Origin of the sequence: Lutimaribacter pacificus (assembly GCF_900142185.1) — a bacterium.
GTDB lineage: Bacteria > Pseudomonadota > Alphaproteobacteria > Rhodobacterales > Rhodobacteraceae > Lutimaribacter > Lutimaribacter pacificus.
Genome location: NZ_FQZZ01000005.1, coordinates 208,210 through 225,146 on the forward strand (window position 1 = coordinate 208,210; position 16,937 = coordinate 225,146).

Here is a 16,937-nt window from a genome sequence, read left to right on the forward strand (position 1 = left end):
TGTTGCGCGCTGGCGCGGTGCAGCGTGCGCAGGGTTTCCGGCCCGTTCACCATTTCCTAACGAAACTTGCCAAAGCGGAAATGGTTAACGGACAGGCAAGTATTCTTCGCCAATTTGTTAACAAATTCGGGGATGCGCGGTGGGCAACCGCGGCAGCGCCATTGACCTTTCCTGCACAGAGGAGGCTGAACGGAACGATGCATAGACAGCTTGGCGCGCATGTGCCGGATTGGGTGCCGCCTGCTGCCGCGCACTATCTGGCCCATACCGAGGGCGGGTTGACGATCAGGGAACTCGCCCGGCACGCCGGATGCCACGCATCGACCGTTCTGCGACAGATCCGGCGGATCGAGAACCGCCGGGATGACAGGCTGGTCGACGAGGCGCTGCGCCATCTGGGCATGTCGCTGTTTCCCGACGACCGGCGGCACAGCGACAAGGACAGCACCCCGATGACGATACAGACACCCGAGCGCGAGTTTCCCGAGGACGAGCAAACCCTGCGGAGCGAGTCGTTGCGCATCCTGCGCCGGCTCAGCGAAAGCGGCGCGATCCTGGCGGTGGCCGCCGATATGGAAAAGGCGGTGGTGATGCGCGATGGCCCCGCCGGCAGCACCCGCACCGCCGTGGTGTCGCGCAACGTGGCGCAGGCCATGGCGCTCAAGGGCTGGATCGCCTGCGATGCGCCGGGCCGGGTGTCGCGCTATGCGATCACGGCGGCGGGCCGCACCGCGCTGGCCGACATGGTGGAACCCGCGCAAGGGCCCGGTTTCGCCGAGGCGCAGACGCCCTTTGCCGACCGGCACCGGTTGTGGGACGAACGGGTGATCGGCGGCGACGACGGCACGCGGCGGCGCATCCGTTACAACGCCGCGGAATCGCCGCTGACCGCGCTTGCCCGGCGCCGCGACCGCAACGGCAAGCCGTTCCTGGGCTGCGAGCTGGTGGCGGCGGGCGAACGGCTGCGCGAGGATTTCGAACTCGCCCAGATGGGCCCGCGCGTGGCGCAGAACTGGGACAGGTTCCTGACCGGCGCCGATCGCGGCAATTTCGGCCGCGCCGGGCAGGGCGGCCAAGGCTCGGGCGCGGCGCGCGAGCGGGTGGCGGCGGCGCTGCGCGCGTTGGGGCCGGGGCTGGGCGACGTGGCGCTGCGCTGCTGCTGCTATCTCGAAGGGCTGGAAACGGCGGAAAAGCGCATGGGCTGGTCGGCGCGCTCGGGCAAGATCGTGCTGCGCATCGCGCTGCAGCGGCTCCGGGCGCATTACGACCGGCGCGGCCCGGGCGACAGCCTGATCGGTTAACGCCCGGCGAGGAAGCGTTCGGCCTCGGCCAGATCCTCAGGCGTGTTGATGTTGAAAAAGGGCGGCGGCCTGCCGCCCCCGAACCGCACATGCCGCGCGCCCGCCGCCTCGCAGAACCGCATGACCCGCCGCTCGCCCCGCGCCAGCGTCGCCCGCAGGGCGGGGGCCGCAGCCACGGGCCAGAGCCCGCAAACCGGGTGCTGGCGCGCATGGCCGTCCGGCCCGGCCGTTTCGGCGATGGCGCATTCCCCGGCAGCGGCCAGGCGGGCCACGAAATCGGCCGGCAGGAACGGAGTGTCGCCCGCCACCGTCACCACCCGTTCCGCGCTCAGCCTCTCGGCCCAGAGCATCGCCGCCAGCAGACCGGCCAGCGGCCCGGGGCGGTCCGGCACCGGGTCGGGCAGCACGGGCAGGCCCGCATCTGCCCATCGCGCGGCATCGCCGTTGGCGTTGATGGCGATTCGCCCGGCCTGCGGGTGCAGCTGCATCAGCAGGTGGTCGATGACCCGTCCGTCTGCCAGCGGCAGCAGGGCCTTGTCGCCACCGCCCATCCGGCGCGCGGCGCCTCCGGCGATGATGACGGCGGGGGGCGGTTCGGTCACGGTGTCACATGGCTCCGGTCGGGCAACATGCCTTACCTTGCCGCAACGCGAGGACAAGGAAAACCACCATGGCCCAGATTATCGCCGTGCCCTGCGGCGCCGATACCGATGCCGCGCTGACCGCGCTGCGCGACCGGCTGCGGGCGCAGGGGCTGCGCGTCGCGGGCGTATTGCAGGATCGCGCCCCGGCGCCGGGCAGGGCGCGGCAGCACATGGTCCTGCACGATGCGGCGGGCGGGTTCAGCCGCGTCATCTCGCAGGATCTGGGCGACGGGGCCGGGGGCTGCCGGCTCGATCCCGGCGCGCTGGAGGATATCGTGCAGCAGGTCGCCACCGGGCTGCCCGGCGCGGATGTGCTGTTTGTCAACCGCTTCGGCAAGCAAGAGGAACTGGGCCGCGGTTTCGCCCCCCTGATCGCCGAGGCGCTTGGCGCCGGCATGACGGTGATCATCGCCGTGGCCGATGAAAAACGCGCGGCTTTCGAGGGGTTCGCAGGCGGGCTGGCGCGATGGTCGGTGCCCGGCGCGATCCAGATCGACCGCGCGTAGGCGGCTTCATCGTTCGGCAAATACTCCGGGGTGAATGCGGCGCAGCCGCAGAGGGGCAGGGCCCCTCCGCCGCCATTTGATATCACAGGATCACGCTGCTTTCTTCAGCGATTCCGGCGGCAGGAACCGCGCACCATAGCGTGCCGCCAGTTCCTCGCAGCGCGCCACGAACCGCGCGCGGCCGTAGGTTTCGACGAATTGCGCATACCCGCCGGTCCAGACCGGGGCGCCGATCCCCATGATCGACCCGATATTGGCGTCGGGCGTTGAGCGCAGCACGCCCTCGTCCAGGCAGCGCAGGGTTTCCAGCACGGCGCGGAACAGCATCCGGTCCCTGATATCGGCATCGGGTATCTCCGCCCCGTCCTTGCGCCATTGCGCAAGGCCCGGCCAGATCTCCTTGCCCGCGTCGGTATAGTCGAAGAACCCGCCGCCCGCGCCGCGGCCCTTGCGGCCGTGCCGTTCGACCATCTCGCGCAACAGCGCGCGGGCCTCGGGCGTCGTATCCTCGTCGGCGCTGCGCAGCCCCATGCCCACCTGCGTGTCGAAGATATCGACGGCCAGCGACAGTTTCACCTCGTCGTAAAGCGTCAGCATCCCCGTGGGAAAGCCCACCGCGCGCGACAGGTTCTCGATGCGCACCGGGTCCAGCCCTTCGGCCACCATCTGCGCGGCCTCGTCCATCTTGGTGCCGATGGTGCGAGAGGTGTAGAACCCCGTGCTGTCGTTCACCACGATGGGGGTCTTGCCGATCTGGCGCGCGAAATCGAAGGCGCGGGCCAGCGTTTCGTTGTCGGTCTTTTCGCCCACGACGATTTCCAGCAGCGGCATCTTGTCGACCGGCGAAAAGAAATGCAGCCCGATGAATTTCTCGGGCCGCGCCGCGCCCTGCGCAAGGCGCGAGATCGGCAGTGTCGAGGTGTTCGAGCCCCAGAACCCGGTATCGGCCAGCAGCGCCTCGTGGTCCTTCAGCACCGCCTCTTTCACGTCGATGCGTTCGAACACCGCCTCGATGATCAGGTCGCAGCCTTGCAGCGCCCCGGCCTTGTCGGTGGGGGTGATCCGGTCCAGCACGGCCCTGGCCCCGGCCGCGTCCATGCGGCCACGCGCCACGCGTTTTTCCAGCAGGGTTTGCGTATAGGCCTTGCCGCGCTCCGCCGCCGCCATCTCGGTGTCCTTCAGCACCACCTCGATCCCGGCCATCGCCGCGCAATAGGCGATGCCTTGCCCCATCATGCCCGCGCCGAGGATACCCAGCTTGCCAATCTTCGATTTCGGCACGTCCCCTGGCCGCGCCGCGCCGCCATTGACCTTGTTCAGGTCGAAAAAGAACGCCTGGATCATGTTCTTGGTCACCGGCAGCGGCACCAGCGAGGCGAATTGCCGGCTTTCATAGCGTTGCGCCCCGTCGAAATCGACATTCGAGGCGGTGTTGGCCATGATATCCATGATCTTGCCCGGCGCGGGCAGCAACCCGCGCGTCTTCTTGTAAAGCATCGCCGACCCGGCGGCGAGGCGTGGCGCCGCAGCCGCCGTATTCGAAGGCCCGCCGGGGATGCGATACTTGCGGTCGTCCCAGGGCTGGGTGCAGGCCGCCGCATCGCCCCGGACGGATGTGAGCCAGTCCTTGGCGCGCGGCACCAGTGCCTCGGCGCTGTCCACGACCTCGTGGATCAGCCCGGCCTCCAGCGCCTTTTTCGCGGGCACCATCCGACCCTCCAGCACGAAAGGCATCGCGCCCTCGATCCCCAGCATATAGGTCATGCGCACCACGCCGCCGCCGCCGGGCAGCAGGCCCAGCGTCACCTCGGGCAGGCCGATCTTTACCTTCGGCAGGTCGGCGGCGATGCGGTAATGGCTGGCCAGGCAGATTTCGAACCCGCCGCCCGCCGCCGCGCCGTTGATCGCGGCCACCACCGGCACGCCCAGCTTTTCCAGCCGGCGCATGTTGGCCTTGGTCCGCTCGACATTCTCGAAAATCTCCTGCTCCTGGCCCGGTTCGACCGAGATCAGCCATTTCAGGTCGCCGCCCGCGAAAAAGGTTTCCTTGGCCGAGGTCAGCACCACGCCGGTCAGCCCGTCCTCGGCGCAGAGCCGGTCGGTCATGTCCTGGTACAGGCGGTCGAATTCCGCGTTCATCGCGTTGACCGGGCCATCCATGTCCATCGTGACGGTGACGATGCCTTCGGCATCCTTTTCGTAACGAAACTCGCCCATGTTCACACCCGTTCGATCAGCGTTGAAATTCCCATGCCCCCGCCCACGCAGAGCGAGATCATCGCGCGTTTCGCGCCGCGCCGTTCCAGCTCGTCCAGCACGGTCGAGACCAGCGCGCCGCCGGTGGCGCCCAGCGGGTGCCCCATGGCGATGGCGCCGCCGCAGACATTGGTGATCTCGGGGTCGATATCCAGGTCGCGCATGTAGCGCAGCGCGACCGAGGCGAAGGCCTCGTTGATTTCCCAGATATCCACGTCGTCGCGGGTCAGCCCGGCCTTGGCCAGGCATTTCCTGGCCGCCGGGCCGGGGCCCGTCAGCATGATCACCGGGTCGGTGGCCAGCACGGCGGCGGCCACGATCCGCCCGCGCGGTTCCAGCCCCGCGTCGCGGCCCGCCTTTTCGCTGCCGATCAGCACGGCGCTGGCGCCATCCACGATGCCCGAGGAATTGCCCGGCGTGTGCACATGGTCGATGCGGTTGACCTGCGGGTATTTCGCGATCGCCATCTCGTCCATGCCAAGCGCGCCCATCTGCGCGAAGCTGGGTTTCAGCCCGCCCAGCGTCTGCATGTCGGTGCCGGGCTTGATGAAATCGTCGCGTTCCAGCACCACCGTGCCGTTCACGTCGCGCACCGGCAGGACCGAGCGGTCGAACCAGCCGTTGTCGCGCGCATGCGCCGCGCGGCGCTGGCTTTCCATCGCAAAGGCATCCACGTCCTCGCGGCTGTAGCCGTCCAGCGTGGCGATCAGGTCGGCCCCGATCCCCTGCGGGACCGAGTTGTGGTCCAGAACGAATTCCGGGTCCGCGAACATAGGCCCGCCCGACGATCCGATGGGCACGCGGCTCATCGATTCCAGCCCGCCGGCGACGACCAGGTCCTCTTGCCCCGATCCGACCTTGGCTGCGGCCATGTTCACCGCCTCAAGCCCCGAGGCGCAGAACCGGTCAAGCTGCACGCCCGGCACGTTTTCGTCCCAGCCCGCCGATTGCGCGGCGGCCTTGGCGATGCAACTGCCCTGTTCCAGAACCGGGGCGACGCAGCCCATGATCACGTCATCGACGCGCCCGGTGTCCAGGTCGTGCCGTTCCTGAAGCCCTTCAAGCAGACCGGCCAGCAGGCGGATCGGTTTCACCTCGTTCAGCGTGCCGCCCTGTTTCCCCTTCGAACGGGGTGTGCGCACGGCATCGAAGATATAGGCCTCGGCCATGATCCTTGTCCTCCTCCCAATGGTTGCCGTCAGCCTAGGGGCGGGGGCGGCGGAATATCAATCATGCGCGTGGGAAATGCCCCAACGTCACGGGGCTTGTGCGCGTCCGGCCGCTGGCGCAGGCTGCGCGGACAAGGAGGACAGGACATGCAGGTTTCCACCAACGGCATCACACTCGAGGTCGAAGAATACGGCGATCCCGCCGATCCCGCGCTGATCCTGATCCGGGGGCTGGGCAGCCAGCTGATCCACTGGCCGCGCGAGTTGACCGACGGGTTCGTGGGGCAGGGGTTTCGCGTCATCGCCTTCGACAACCGCGATATCGGCAAAAGCGCCCGCTGCCCGGCGCCGGGCGTCGATGGCCGGGCCGAAACGATCCTGTCCGACCTTGCCGCGGGCCGCCCCCTGACCCCGGCCTATGCGCTGGAGGATATGGCGGCGGACGTGACCGGGCTGATGGACGCGCTGGGAATCGCGCAGGCGCATATCTTCGGCATCTCGATGGGCGGGGCGATTGCGCAGCTCCTGGCCATCCACCATGCCGACCGGCTGCTGTCGGCCACCATCGTGATGACGCGCGCGCATTTCACGCCCGCGCCGGGGATCGAGGCGCTGCTCGGCCATAAGCAGGACCGCGCCGGGTTCATCGCCGCCGCAATGGAGGGCGACCGCGCCTGGGGCTCGCCCGGCTTTCCCGCGCCCGACAGGTATTTCCGCGACCTGGCGGGCCGCGCCTACGATCGCGGCGCCGGGGCAGAGGGCGTGAACCGGCAGTTGCTGGCGACGCTGACATCGGGCGACCGCCGCGCGGCGCTGCGCGGTGTCGATCTGCCCTGTTTCGTGATCCACGGCGCCGACGACACGCTGATCCCGCCCGATAGCGGCAAAGAGATCGCCGCGCTGATCCCCGGCGCCGAGTTGGAAGTCATTCCCGGCATGGGCCACGTCATCACGCCATCGCTGGCGCCGCTGCTGGTCGGGAAGGTTTCCGATTTCATCGCGCGCCGGGGGCAGGGCGGGCACTAGGTTCCGACTGTGTCCGGCCTCGTGTCCGACAGCAGTTCGTTTTCCAGCGCCTGGATATCCGCGACCTGCGCCTCGCTCAGAACGTCGTGAAACTTGGTCAGCGACGACGGCCGGGGCGTTTCGAGCAGTTCGAACTCTCCCAGCGCAGCCAGTTCGGACGGATCGAAGACCCGCGTGAACTCGGCCAGCGGGTCCATCACCAGGGCTTCGTAATCGACGCTGCGCAGGGCGTGGCCCATCCGGCCCTTCGCATCGTCGAAGGCATGGCGATGCGCGATGACCCGGTGGGCGCATAACAGGTGTGGAGGCAGCCGCCGGATATCGGAATACCTGTCCAGCCCGAGGAACCGGTTTGGATAGGGAATGCGGTTGATGCTCCGTTGCCGCCACTCCTGCGCATACCGGTACCATTTCAGCACACCCGTATGGCGCAACATGGACGCAACCACCTGGTAGGCCGGGCGCTGCGGATAGAGAAAAACAAGCCCGTCGAACTGCCTTGCCCAGTGTTCGGCGAAGAACAGGTTGGGATGATGCTGGTCCAGCACGACACCGTCCGCCTCTGCCAGCAACCGAGCATAGTAATCCCGCGTGGATGCCGAGGGCTGCCTGTGATGGATGGCCGCTTTGGCGATATCCATCAGGATCGGCAGGTTCTCTTCTCCGCCCAGCGGATCGCGCGTGTTCCGAAACCCGTTGAGAAGCCGCACCGTGAAATGCGTGCCGGATCGACCCGTTCCGACGATGAATATCCCTTTCAAAGCCACCTCCCGCGATCGCTGACCCGGGACCAGTCTGGACGGTCGGGCACGGGGATGGCAAGGCAAGTTTCGCCTCGGGCGGCGTGACAGGTGCCGGACGATAAGAGGGCAGGCATAACCGCCCGCGCACGCCTCAGTGCTGCGACGCCAGCTTCATGAGGATGAGGCCGCCGACGATCAGCGCCGCCGCGACAAGGCGCATGGGGCTGACCTGTTCGCCCAGAACGACGATGCCGGCAAGAAACGCCCCGACCGCGCCGATGCCGGTCCAGATCGTGTAGGCGGTGCCAAGCGGCAGCGTTCGCATGGCCACCGCCAGCAGGCCGAAACTGCCGATTATGAACATGACCGTCCCGAGGCTGGGCCAAAGACGGGTAAACCCCGCCGATTGCTTCATCAGCAAGGCCCATACGACCTCAAGCAGACCGGCGATGACGAGACAGATCCAGGCCATGACAGCCCCCCTTGTCCAGACCGCCGGGCCGTCCCGGACATGGAACCCTGAAAAGGGGCGAGGACGTTGCCTCGGTTACGGGAGGATATGGGAACCGGGCGGCGGGAGGCAAGGCATGGCGATGCGGTTTGGTGAAAAACCCGGAATGCATCCCGACCGGTTGAGGAGTGCCGTGCTGTGGTGAACAAAAAGGCCCTTAAGTCATTGCGGCTTGAGGGCTTTTTATGGCTCCGGCGGTAGGGTCGTTCCGAAGAAATGTTGACCCCATAACCTATTGAAAAACAACAAAAAACTGGAAAAAGGAAGTTCGCTATTGCATGTATATCAGAGGGTGTCCCAAATGCAAAGCCAAGGTCAAGTCAGGATGCGCTCGACTGAAGTAGTTTAGTGGCGCGCCTACTTACTTCTCAGGGGAATGGTTGAAGCAGTAACCTTGGTATCAGCCTTTTCCACACCGACCTTTTCGAGCAATCGGCGAAACGCCTGAACGCTCACATAGGGGTGTTCTGTTGGACCAACTATTACTCTGTTCAGGAGTTGAGGAATATCTGCGGAATGCAGTCCTTTCTCTGGGTCATCCTCCAAGTGCAAGACCCACACATCTTGGGGTATGCCGCCGATAACCACCAGCCTGCGTTCTAACGCTTCGCTTTCTCGTTCCGACGGGCGGTAAAAAATTCTCCACTCCTTTTCCTCGGCAAAACCTGGGTGCTTGGTGCCAAGCGCGACATTCAAAAAGAAGTGAAAAAGGTATCCAGTGAGGTTCTCTTCGCCCGCGCCGCGAAGAAATGCCTCTTCCTTTTTGACCTTCTCGGAAATCGATCTTAACCGCGCGCGAAACACGGTTAGGTCGTGATACATCACAGGTATCGAGAACACCCCAAGTTCATCTGTTACAGCCATCATAGGCGTGTTGTTGACCACAAGAGCCACATCGCCATAGGCCCTCCACATGGATAGACGGCCAAGCTCATCTTCATGTTCTTCATGAAGGGACAAGCACGAAATATAAGTCTCGAAACGCCAGTCTGCTGCCCAACCTTCGATCAGTTCCGACACGCGCATCCGAGTTTCAGGAAATATGCCGTCAATTGCCGCGTTAAACTCCTCTCCTTCAGGGGAGGCGAAGCCGAGCCGGATAAGTTCCAGTCCGTGACTAATCTCGGAGTAGTCGTTCATGACCGCAGCGTTTCTCAGCCAAAGCTCGCTGTTGCCAATTATCTTAATGGCTGTGTCAGCAGAGGTGTAATGAACAAATCGGCTATTCTTCTCGACGACTGAAAGCTGCGCCTCTAAAGCCTCGGCAAAAAAGATTTGCGAAAACTTCAAGTGATCTGGGTCAATTTCCATTGCTCAATACTCGCCGAATAGATTTTGCAACCAGTCTAGTGGTGTTTGATGTCAACCGGAATGCGTTGGCTATAGACGAATTTCCCTTTGTTGGTGACCACGTCGTCTAGCTTCATCAGCAGTGCCATGATTGGATATATTCCGTAATATAGCCCTCAGGGACACGGCAAGGCCATGTTTTCAAGGCTTTCAAAGGGATAGGGGAATGACAGTGGCTCCGGCGGTAGGGATCGAACCTACGACCAATTGATTAACAGTTCTTTGGAGTAGACGGCTGGTGGACGGCTATAGTAGTCTTTTATGTAGTAACAACAATGGCTTGACCGCCTAACCACCCACCATAGACGGCTTGCAGCAGTTAGTCGGAACCGCTCCGATCCTTACGCGAGCCTTACGTCGCAGGAGAACAAAACATGAACAAATACCCCTCGAAGGCCCACCTCACCGACGCGATGATTGCCAAGCTGCCGCTCCTCGCCTCGGGGCAGAAGCTGATCGCCGATGCGAAGCAGCCGGGGCTCTATCTGAAGATCGGAAAGACGGCCAAGAGTTGGTGCGTCCAGCGCGAGGTTCAGTTGATCGACCCCGAGACGCTGAAGCCCAAGCGGCAGACGGTCCGCCGCGCCTTCGGAAGCTATCCCGAGCTGGGCGTGAAGGAGGCGCGCGACGCGGCTCCGGCGGCGCTTGCCGAGGCGTTGCAGGAGAAGGGATCGCAGCAGGGTGACCGCCGCGACGTGACCCTGGCCGAGGGTTGGCGGCTCTATCGGTCGGCTCTGGAGAAGCAGGGCAAGAGCGCCGCGACGGTCTACGCCTACCGCAATGCGGTCGAGACCGATCATCTGCTGGGTATCTGGAGGGACCGGCCCCTGAGCGAGCTGGCGACCGAGACCGGCATGAACGCCGTCGCCGCGAGGCACGAGAAGATCACGAACGGCGAGACCGGGAAGGGCGGGGGAGCCTATGCCGCGAACGGCGCGATGAGGACGCTGCGCGTGGTCTACAACTGGTGCCGGAAGATGGGCTACACCCCGGCCCCGGCGGACCCAGAGCACCACCCGACCCTTCGCGTGATCTACAACCCCGAGGAGGCGCGGGAGGACGCGATGAGCCGCCTAGATTTGCCCGGCTGGTGGGAAGCCTATCAGGGGATGAGTAACCGGGTGCGGGCCGAGTTCCAGCTGTTCCTGCTGCTCTCCGGCATGCGGAGCGGATCGCTTGTCGATGCGCGCTGGGAACACGTCGATGTGCGCGGGCGTCGCTTCCAAGTCCCAGCCCCGAAGGGAGGCAAGGCGAAGGCGTATGACGTGCCGCTGACGCGCCCGATGTTGGCCTGTCTCGCTCGGGCTCGCCGCGCGGCCCGCGTCCGTTCGCCCAACTTCGCGGATCGCATTATCTTCCCGGGCGACGCGACGAAGGCAAAGCGCGGATCGAACAGCTTCACGGGCCAGATGTCGAAGTTCGCGACGAAAGAGCCCAAGCTGCCGTGTTCCGGGCACGGGCTGCGGCATACATACCGCAACGCCTGCATCTGGGCTGGGGTCGAGGAGAGCTTGTCGAAGAAGCTGATGAACCATTCGCAGAAGGGCGATATTCACTCCGGCACATACGGCTCCCGCGAGGGGATCGCGCCCGACCTCCTCGACGCACAGGAGCGTATTAGCTCGACCCTGATGGATCTGCTTCGGCAACAAAAAGAAGGGGCTAGACCGATGGCGGCTTAATCGCATATCGTCCGGCCACGACATAGCGCCGACGTTGCGGGCTGAGAACACCCCCTGCAACGTCGAGCACCCGGAACAAGGCTGAGGTAGCCCCGGGAGCAACGGCGACGACCCCAACCCGGGGCGTCGCTTTTTCTTTGAGCGTCGCTCCGCACGACAGGAGACGACGCTGTGAACAACAACGCAGAGTTCGCCGAGACGGTGGCCCAACAGGTCGCCGAGAAGCTGGCCGAAGGTATCCGTGACGGCACCTTCCTGCCGGTGAGCGAGTATATGACTCCGGCGCAAGCCGCCGCTTATCTAGGCCTGACCGAGGGCGGCATGGAGACGATGCGCAAGGAGGGGCGCGGGCCGCGCTACGTCCGCCCGTCGCACAAGATGGTGCGCTATGCCCGTCGGGACCTTGATGCGTGGTGCGAACAGCACGCTGTCCAGCCCGGGGAGTGATCCCGGATGGTGCCCAAACCCCAACTTGCGGCGGCGTGCCTCCGCCTAACGCACCCGGACGGCCCGTGGAAGCTGACCGCCATCGCCTCCGGGCGGACGAAGCAGATTTTCAGCAAGACCTTCTCCAAGGTCGAGGAGGCGCTCGGCTGGGCGTCCCGACAGAACGAAGGCGGGGCGAATTTGTATTGGCAGATCGCCCGACACGGCCGCGCGGCGGACGCGAAGACGAAGTTGGCGCGGACCGATGTTGTTGATTGCGCATTCCACTGGACCGACATCGACTGCGGCCCGGGGAGCGTCGAGGATGTGTGCGCCCTCCTGAACAATCCGACCTACCTGAGCCGCAAGGGGCTCCCGCCGGTCTCCTTCCTCCTGCTCTCCGGGAATGGTGTTTGGGCGTTCTGGAAACGCACGACACCGCTGACCGATTGGCAGGAGGTCGCCAGCATCAATATCGCGATCCGGGACGCCCTGACGGACCTCCCGAAGGACGACGGCTGGAAGGGTGCGGACAGCGCCCAGAACGCGGACCGGATTGCGCGGCTCCCGGGCTTCGTCAACTGGCCTGACGAGAAGAAGCGGGCCAAGGGCGCAACCGAGGTGCTTGCCACCTGGACCTTCCTCCGGGCCGAGCCGATCCCAGACAACGAGTTTGCCAGTTTCGCCGAGGCTGATGGGCCGACCTCGGCGGAGGCGGCGACCGGGACCAGCGGGTCTCCTCTCGGTGTGGTCCCGGTCGCCGACCATCCCCTGCTGGACGTATCGGGCGAGCCGTGGCGCTCATGCGGCGACGTGTTCGAGGACCTCGACGGCTACGCACTCCCGCTGCGCTCGCTACAGCTCCTCGCAGGCGGCGTCGCCGAGCTGGACGATGCCCTGCGGAAGCGGAAGGACACAGAGGGCGACAGCTCCGGCAGCGGCTATGCGTGGGAGGTGTATTGCGCTCTCGCCCGGGCTCGCGTCCCCGGGCGGATCGCGCTGCCGCTCCTCCTCGACCCCGACCGCCCGATTGGGCGCTGGCACCGGGATCGGAAGGTGGACGCCCGGAAGCTGCTGAAGCACGACCTCCCCCGGGCAATCGAGCGCGTGGGCGCAGAGGCGTTCTGGCCCGAGGGCGACAAGCCCGAGCAGGGGCCGGAACGCTCGCCCCGGCTCGCTGGCTTCGTGACAGACAAAAACGGCCAGCCGGTCGCGAAGCACCAGCGGAACATCCGGCTGGCCCTCGACTGGCTTGGCGTCCGGGTATCTTACGACCAGTTCACCGACCGCCGCCTGATCGACGGTCTGGAGGGCTTCGGACCTTGGCTGGACGACGCCGCGCTGACGGCGCTCTATCTCGGCGTTGACGCCCGCTTCGGGATGCTGCCGCCGGTCGATTTCTTCCAGATGGTGGTGAACGACTATGCCCAGCGGAACGCCTTCCACCCCGTGCGCGATTACCTCGCCCGGGTTGAACCCGAATGGGACGGCACGCCCCGGATCGAGCGGTGGCTGATCGACTACGGCGGGGCCGAGGACACGCCCTTCACACGGGAGGTCTCGAAGCTGACGCTTATCGCCGCCGCGCGGCGGGCTCGCCGTCCGGGCTCGAAGTTTGATGAGATGCTCGTGCTGGAGGGACCGCAGGGCGTCGGCAAGTCGAGCGCCATCGAGGCATTAATGCCGGACCCCAATTGGTTCTCCGACAACTTCAGCTTCACGCTGCGCGACCGCGAAGCCATCGAGCAACTCGCCGGTCGCTGGGTGATCGAGGCCCCCGAGTTGAAAGGGATGCGCAAGAGCGAGAGCGAGACGCGGAAGGCGTTCATGTCGCGCCAGACGGATCGCGGGCGGCTCGCCTATGCTCGGACGGTCTCCGAGGTCCCGCGCACCTGCGTCTTTATCGGCACGACGAATGACGAGAAGTATCTGACCGACCCCACGGGCAACCGGCGCTTCTGGCCGGTCCGGGTTGAGGGCTTCGACATCGCGGCGATCCGCGCCGACCGGGACCAGCTGTGGGCCGAGGCGGCGACGCTTGAGTCCCAAGGGCACTCTATCCGGCTGCGACAGGACCTCTGGAGGACGGCGGCGACGGTCCAGCATTCGCGCCGGGTAGACGATCCGTGGGCGGAGGTCCTGAGCGCCGCGCTCGGCGACCTGACCGGGAAGATCGACCCTGCGTTGATTTGGGACATTGTCGGCGTCGAGGTTGGGCGTCGGTCGCAGGCCGACAACGAAAGGCTCGGTGCGTTGATGCGGGACCTCGGCTGGGAGCGAGCCAAGCGCCGTCTAGCCGCATACGAGACAACGCGCTGGGCCTACGTCCGGGGCGACGAAAATGAGCGCCAGACCGAAATCCGGCTTGAGCTCCGGGACGGTCGCTGGGTCGCAACAAAGGAGTTGCCATTTTGAGCCGTTCCCTCCCATACCACCCCCCGTTCCCGCCCCCGTTCCCTCCCTTGGGTTGCGCTAAGCCCTTGGATCGCTTGCGGAAACACGGGGCGTTCCCCCCGTTCCGCCCCGATCCCCGCGTTTCGTCTAGAGCGGTTTCGGCTACGTCCCGGGGTCTCCCTTCTCTCTGGGAAGTTTCTAGGTCGGAGGGAGGAACGGGGGGAACGGGGGATAGAAGCCCTTGGAATAGCTGCGCTTTTGGGCGTTCCCTCAGGGAGGGATCGACAGGAGGAACGCGGGAGGAACGGCTGCGGAAGCTGGTCCGATTGGCCTTCCGGCGCGCGCACGCCGATCTGTCCTCCGCCTTCGACAAAAAGGCTGCACCGAGCAGGCCAGTTAAGTCGAAATCGACTGCCTGCGCGTCGCAACCCCAAGCATTCCAATCGCTTAACCCCGCCGAGCGCAGCCGAGTAAGGGCGGCGTAAGGCTTGAACAGGAAAGGACACCACGAATGACCACCCTCCCGCTCGATCCCCTCGATTGGCTTGCCCGCGATCCCGACGAAGACCTTGGCGTGGACCTCCCCGACGGTCGCCGCCACGAATGGCCTGCGCTGTGGGACGACAACGGCGGTGCCGAGCTACGCCGCCGCGCCACCTTCGTTCGCCGCGTCCGGGATGATGCTGAGCTCCCCCGGGGCGTGACGCCACCCGCCGGTCGCCTCCTCGATGCCTTGGGCTTCCTCCCGGGCATTCCGCTCCCGGTCCTGCTCGATCTAGCCGATTGGGTCAACTATCGGCTGAGCCTCGCCATCGCCCACGGCGGCCCGATTCCGGAGGCCCCGCTGACCTTCCTACAGGAGCTGGGCGACCTCGCGAAGGTCTCGGCCAACAACATCCTCGAAACGGTCCCGACCGATGACCAAGGCTAAGCGCACCCTTGTCCTCGCGACCCGGGGCCGGGGCAACAAGCCCTCGACAGTCACCGCCCCGGGCCGGGAGTTCGCCGAGAAGATGCTTGCCAACGGCTGTTCGCGCGAGACTGTCGCCGCCACCCTCGGGCTGTCGTCCTCCGCCCTCAAGACCGCCGCCGACAACGATCCGCTCCTTGCCGAGGCGATGGCCCGGGGCGACGGGGCGCTAGAGACCGAGCTTGTCGGGCATCTTCTCCAGCACGCCCGCGAGGGAAACGTCACGGCAGCGATCTTCTTGTTGAAGGCCAAGCGCGGCTTCCGCGATAGCACGCCGGTCGAGCCGAAGGACGCACAACCGAACATCACCATCAATCTCCCCGGGGCAGCGTCGCCCGAGGATTACCGCCGGATGATCGACGTGACGCCCGATCCGACCCAGCAAAGGAACAAATCATGAACAAGCCGACTGCAATCCCGAAGAACATCGACGGCAAGCCGAAGCAGCCCCGAGTTCCGCAACCCGATCAGGAGGCCGCTGGGCTCGATGCCGAGGGCAACCAGACCTATCGGCGCAAGGCGTCGGCGATCCCCGGACCCCGCGCGGGCAAGTCCTCGGAGGACATCGTGAACGGGCAGAGGAGGGGGCGCACGTGAAAATCGCCCCGACGCAATACCAAGGCCAGGTGCTGGCCGTCCCGGAGACGTTCAATCTGTTCCTCGGCGGCGGTCGGGGCGGCGGCAAGTCCTATGGCGCGATGCTGCTCGTTCTCCGCCACGTCGAGCAATACAAGGATCGCGCCCGCCCGCTGATCGTCCGCGAGACCTACAAGGCCGCGTCCGAGCTGGCCGAGACGCTCCATATGTTGCTGGTCGCGGCGTATGGGCGGCGGGCGGTCCGCTATAACAAGGCCGACAACGTTTTTCGCCTCGCCAACGGGGCGGTGATCGAGGTCGGCCAGCTCGACGGTCCGACCGCATACAGCAAGTATCAGGGCCGGTCCTTCACGCTTCTTGTTGTCGATGAGATCGGGCTCCTGCCCAACCTCCGATACGTCAAGATGCTCCGGTCCAACCTCCGGGCGGCGGAGGGCGTGCCGCTGCGGGAGGTCCGCACGGCGAACCCGGGCGGCACGCAGCACGCGACCCTCGCCCGCGAGCACGTGAACCGCGCTCCGCCTTGGGCACCCTATGCGACCGAGGACGGCGAGACGTGGGTGAACGCGCCCAGCACCTACGTCGACAATCCGCACCTCGACGGCGACGCCTACCACCGACGGCTTCGGGCGGCGACGGCGGGCGACACCGAGCTGCTCCGGGCTTGGGTCGAGGGCGACTGGAACATTGCCCGGGGCGCGATGTTCGGCGACGTATGGGACCCGGAGGTGCACGTGCTGCCCGCCGACTTCCGCCCGCCGTTCCGCCTTCGGGGCCACCGCACTGCGTTGGGCGTGGACTGGGGTAGCTCAGCCCCGGCGGTCGCGCTGATCGGCGTCGAGACCTCGGGCGAAGATGGGCTGTTTCCGAAGGGCTCGCTGATCGTCCTCGATGAGATCCACACGGCGGACCCGGCGGACCTCAGCCAAGGTCTGCGCTGGCCTCCCGGGAAGCTCTGCGACTCGATCCGGGAGCGATGCGCCCACTGGAACATCCGCCCGCACGGCGTCGGCGACGATGCCGCCGGGCTCGATGAAAGCCTGCTCGCAGTCTTCCGCCGTGAGGGCGTCTACCTGACGCCGCCCCGCAAGGGTCCGGGCTCCCGGATCGCGGGCTGGCAGAGGCTTCGACAACGAATGCTCCACGCGGTCGAGCGGGACGGCCCGGGGCTCTACGTGACCGGGCGGTGCGGTCTCCTTTTGGAAACGCTGCCGACCCTCCCGCGCGATCCGAACCGGCCCGAGGACGTGGACACCGGCGCGAACGACCACGCCGCCGATGCCCTTCGCTACCTCGAAGGCTTCATCTCGACCTCCCGGCGCTACGGCTCCGGGCGGGTTGAAGGACACTTTGGTTGAAAGG

At 65.8% G+C, this 16,937-nt stretch carries 16 protein-coding genes; 10 read left to right on the top strand and 6 right to left on the bottom strand.

Features of this window, described 5'->3' with window-relative positions:
• Positions 1 to 197 precede the first annotated feature (197 nt).
• The gene (locus F3H87_RS14350; protein WP_149787580.1) at positions 198 to 1,301 is read left to right on the top strand and encodes a DUF6456 domain-containing protein; all 1,104 of its coding nucleotides are present in this window, start codon (positions 198 to 200) and stop codon (positions 1,299 to 1,301) included.
• Here F3H87_RS14350 and mobA read toward each other — a convergent pair.
• A complete protein-coding gene (gene mobA, locus F3H87_RS14355) occupies positions 1,298 to 1,903 on the bottom strand; it encodes a molybdenum cofactor guanylyltransferase MobA (protein WP_223228074.1) in 606 nt (201 codons plus the stop codon). The two genes, F3H87_RS14350 and mobA, sit on opposite strands and share 4 nt — an antisense overlap.
• 68 nt (positions 1,904 to 1,971) lie before the next feature.
• Between mobA and F3H87_RS14360 the strand changes: the two genes are divergently transcribed.
• Positions 1,972 to 2,451 carry a DUF2478 domain-containing protein gene (locus F3H87_RS14360; RefSeq protein WP_149787581.1) on the top strand — a complete coding sequence of 160 codons (480 nt, stop codon included), beginning with the start codon at positions 1,972 to 1,974 and terminating at the stop codon, positions 2,449 to 2,451.
• A 90-nt stretch (positions 2,452 to 2,541) separates the two neighbouring features.
• Here F3H87_RS14360 and F3H87_RS14365 read toward each other — a convergent pair whose 3' ends face one another.
• Positions 2,542 to 4,668 carry a 3-hydroxyacyl-CoA dehydrogenase NAD-binding domain-containing protein gene (locus tag F3H87_RS14365; RefSeq protein ID WP_149787582.1) on the bottom strand — a complete coding sequence of 709 codons (2,127 nt, stop codon included), beginning with the start codon at positions 4,666 to 4,668 and terminating at the stop codon, positions 2,542 to 2,544.
• Positions 4,669 to 4,670: 2 nt separating this feature from the next.
• Entirely contained in the window at positions 4,671 to 5,876 is a 1,206-nt protein-coding gene (locus F3H87_RS14370) for an acetyl-CoA C-acetyltransferase (protein WP_149787583.1), read from the bottom strand.
• 147 nt (positions 5,877 to 6,023) lie between these two features.
• Between F3H87_RS14370 and F3H87_RS14375 the strand changes: the two genes are divergently transcribed.
• Positions 6,024 to 6,902: an alpha/beta fold hydrolase gene (locus F3H87_RS14375; RefSeq protein WP_188129169.1), complete on the top strand. Its 879-nt coding sequence runs from the start codon at positions 6,024 to 6,026 to the stop codon at positions 6,900 to 6,902.
• On the opposite strand, the gene F3H87_RS14380 is transcribed toward F3H87_RS14375, so the two are convergent.
• The 3 genes from F3H87_RS14380 to F3H87_RS14390 all read right to left on the bottom strand — a co-directional run bounded on the left by F3H87_RS14380 (position 6,899) and on the right by F3H87_RS14390 (position 9,467).
• Positions 6,899 to 7,663, bottom strand: a complete 765-nt coding sequence (locus F3H87_RS14380) for a hypothetical protein (RefSeq protein WP_149787585.1) — start codon at positions 7,661 to 7,663, stop codon at positions 6,899 to 6,901. The two genes, F3H87_RS14375 and F3H87_RS14380, sit on opposite strands and share 4 nt — an antisense overlap.
• A gap of 133 nt (positions 7,664 to 7,796) precedes the next feature.
• A complete protein-coding gene (locus tag F3H87_RS14385; protein WP_149787586.1) occupies positions 7,797 to 8,117 on the bottom strand; it encodes a DMT family transporter in 321 nt (106 codons plus the stop codon).
• Positions 8,118 to 8,513: 396 nt separating this feature from the next.
• Positions 8,514 to 9,467, bottom strand: a complete 954-nt coding sequence (locus tag F3H87_RS14390; RefSeq protein WP_149787587.1) for a DUF2971 domain-containing protein — start codon at positions 9,465 to 9,467, stop codon at positions 8,514 to 8,516.
• A gap of 413 nt (positions 9,468 to 9,880) precedes the next feature.
• Here F3H87_RS14390 and F3H87_RS14395 point away from each other — a divergent pair, with 413 nt between their 5' ends.
• The 7 genes from F3H87_RS14395 (at position 9,881) to F3H87_RS14425 (ending at position 16,933) form a co-directional block, all read left to right on the top strand.
• Complete coding sequence (locus F3H87_RS14395; RefSeq protein ID WP_149787588.1) at positions 9,881 to 11,188, top strand: tyrosine-type recombinase/integrase; 1,308 nt, start codon at positions 9,881 to 9,883, stop codon at positions 11,186 to 11,188.
• Between the two features lie 171 nt (positions 11,189 to 11,359).
• A complete protein-coding gene (locus tag F3H87_RS14400) occupies positions 11,360 to 11,635 on the top strand; it encodes a helix-turn-helix transcriptional regulator (protein ID WP_149787589.1) in 276 nt (91 codons plus the stop codon).
• A 6-nt stretch (positions 11,636 to 11,641) separates the two neighbouring features.
• A complete protein-coding gene (locus F3H87_RS14405) occupies positions 11,642 to 14,029 on the top strand; it encodes a virulence-associated E family protein (RefSeq protein WP_149787590.1) in 2,388 nt (795 codons plus the stop codon).
• A gap of 490 nt (positions 14,030 to 14,519) precedes the next feature.
• Entirely contained in the window at positions 14,520 to 14,939 is a 420-nt protein-coding gene (locus tag F3H87_RS14410) for a hypothetical protein (protein WP_149787591.1), read from the top strand.
• Positions 14,926 to 15,378, top strand: a complete 453-nt coding sequence (locus F3H87_RS14415) for a hypothetical protein (protein WP_149787592.1) — start codon at positions 14,926 to 14,928, stop codon at positions 15,376 to 15,378. Before F3H87_RS14410 ends, F3H87_RS14415 begins: the two co-directional genes overlap by 14 nt.
• Positions 15,375 to 15,575, top strand: a complete 201-nt coding sequence (locus F3H87_RS14420) for a hypothetical protein (protein WP_149787593.1) — start codon at positions 15,375 to 15,377, stop codon at positions 15,573 to 15,575. Before F3H87_RS14415 ends, F3H87_RS14420 begins: the two co-directional genes overlap by 4 nt.
• On the top strand, positions 15,572 to 16,933 hold the full coding sequence (locus F3H87_RS14425; protein ID WP_149787594.1) for a phage terminase large subunit: 1,362 nt from the start codon (positions 15,572 to 15,574) through the stop codon (positions 16,931 to 16,933). Before F3H87_RS14420 ends, F3H87_RS14425 begins: the two co-directional genes overlap by 4 nt.
• Positions 16,934 to 16,937 lie beyond the last annotated feature (4 nt).

Excerpts from the sequence above, each read along its gene's own strand:
- F3H87_RS14350 (WP_149787580.1), top strand. The coding sequence starts at position 198 with ATGCATAGACAGCTTGGCGCGCATGTGCCGGATTGGGTGCCGCCTGCT.
- F3H87_RS14360 (WP_149787581.1), top strand. The coding sequence starts at position 1,972 with ATGGCCCAGATTATCGCCGTGCCCTGCGGCGCCGATACCGATGCCGCG.
- F3H87_RS14365 (WP_149787582.1), bottom strand. The coding sequence starts at position 4,668 with ATGGGCGAGTTTCGTTACGAAAAGGATGCCGAAGGCATCGTCACCGTC.
- F3H87_RS14370 (WP_149787583.1), bottom strand. The coding sequence starts at position 5,876 with ATGGCCGAGGCCTATATCTTCGATGCCGTGCGCACACCCCGTTCGAAG.
- F3H87_RS14375 (WP_188129169.1), top strand. The coding sequence starts at position 6,024 with ATGCAGGTTTCCACCAACGGCATCACACTCGAGGTCGAAGAATACGGC.
- F3H87_RS14385 (WP_149787586.1), bottom strand. The coding sequence starts at position 8,117 with ATGGCCTGGATCTGTCTCGTCATCGCCGGTCTGCTTGAGGTCGTATGG.
- F3H87_RS14390 (WP_149787587.1), bottom strand. The coding sequence starts at position 9,467 with ATGGAAATTGACCCAGATCACTTGAAGTTTTCGCAAATCTTTTTTGCC.
- F3H87_RS14395 (WP_149787588.1), top strand. The coding sequence starts at position 9,881 with ATGAACAAATACCCCTCGAAGGCCCACCTCACCGACGCGATGATTGCC.
- F3H87_RS14405 (WP_149787590.1), top strand. The coding sequence starts at position 11,642 with ATGGTGCCCAAACCCCAACTTGCGGCGGCGTGCCTCCGCCTAACGCAC.
- F3H87_RS14410 (WP_149787591.1), top strand. The coding sequence starts at position 14,520 with ATGACCACCCTCCCGCTCGATCCCCTCGATTGGCTTGCCCGCGATCCC.
- F3H87_RS14415 (WP_149787592.1), top strand. The coding sequence starts at position 14,926 with ATGACCAAGGCTAAGCGCACCCTTGTCCTCGCGACCCGGGGCCGGGGC.
- F3H87_RS14420 (WP_149787593.1), top strand. The coding sequence starts at position 15,375 with ATGAACAAGCCGACTGCAATCCCGAAGAACATCGACGGCAAGCCGAAG.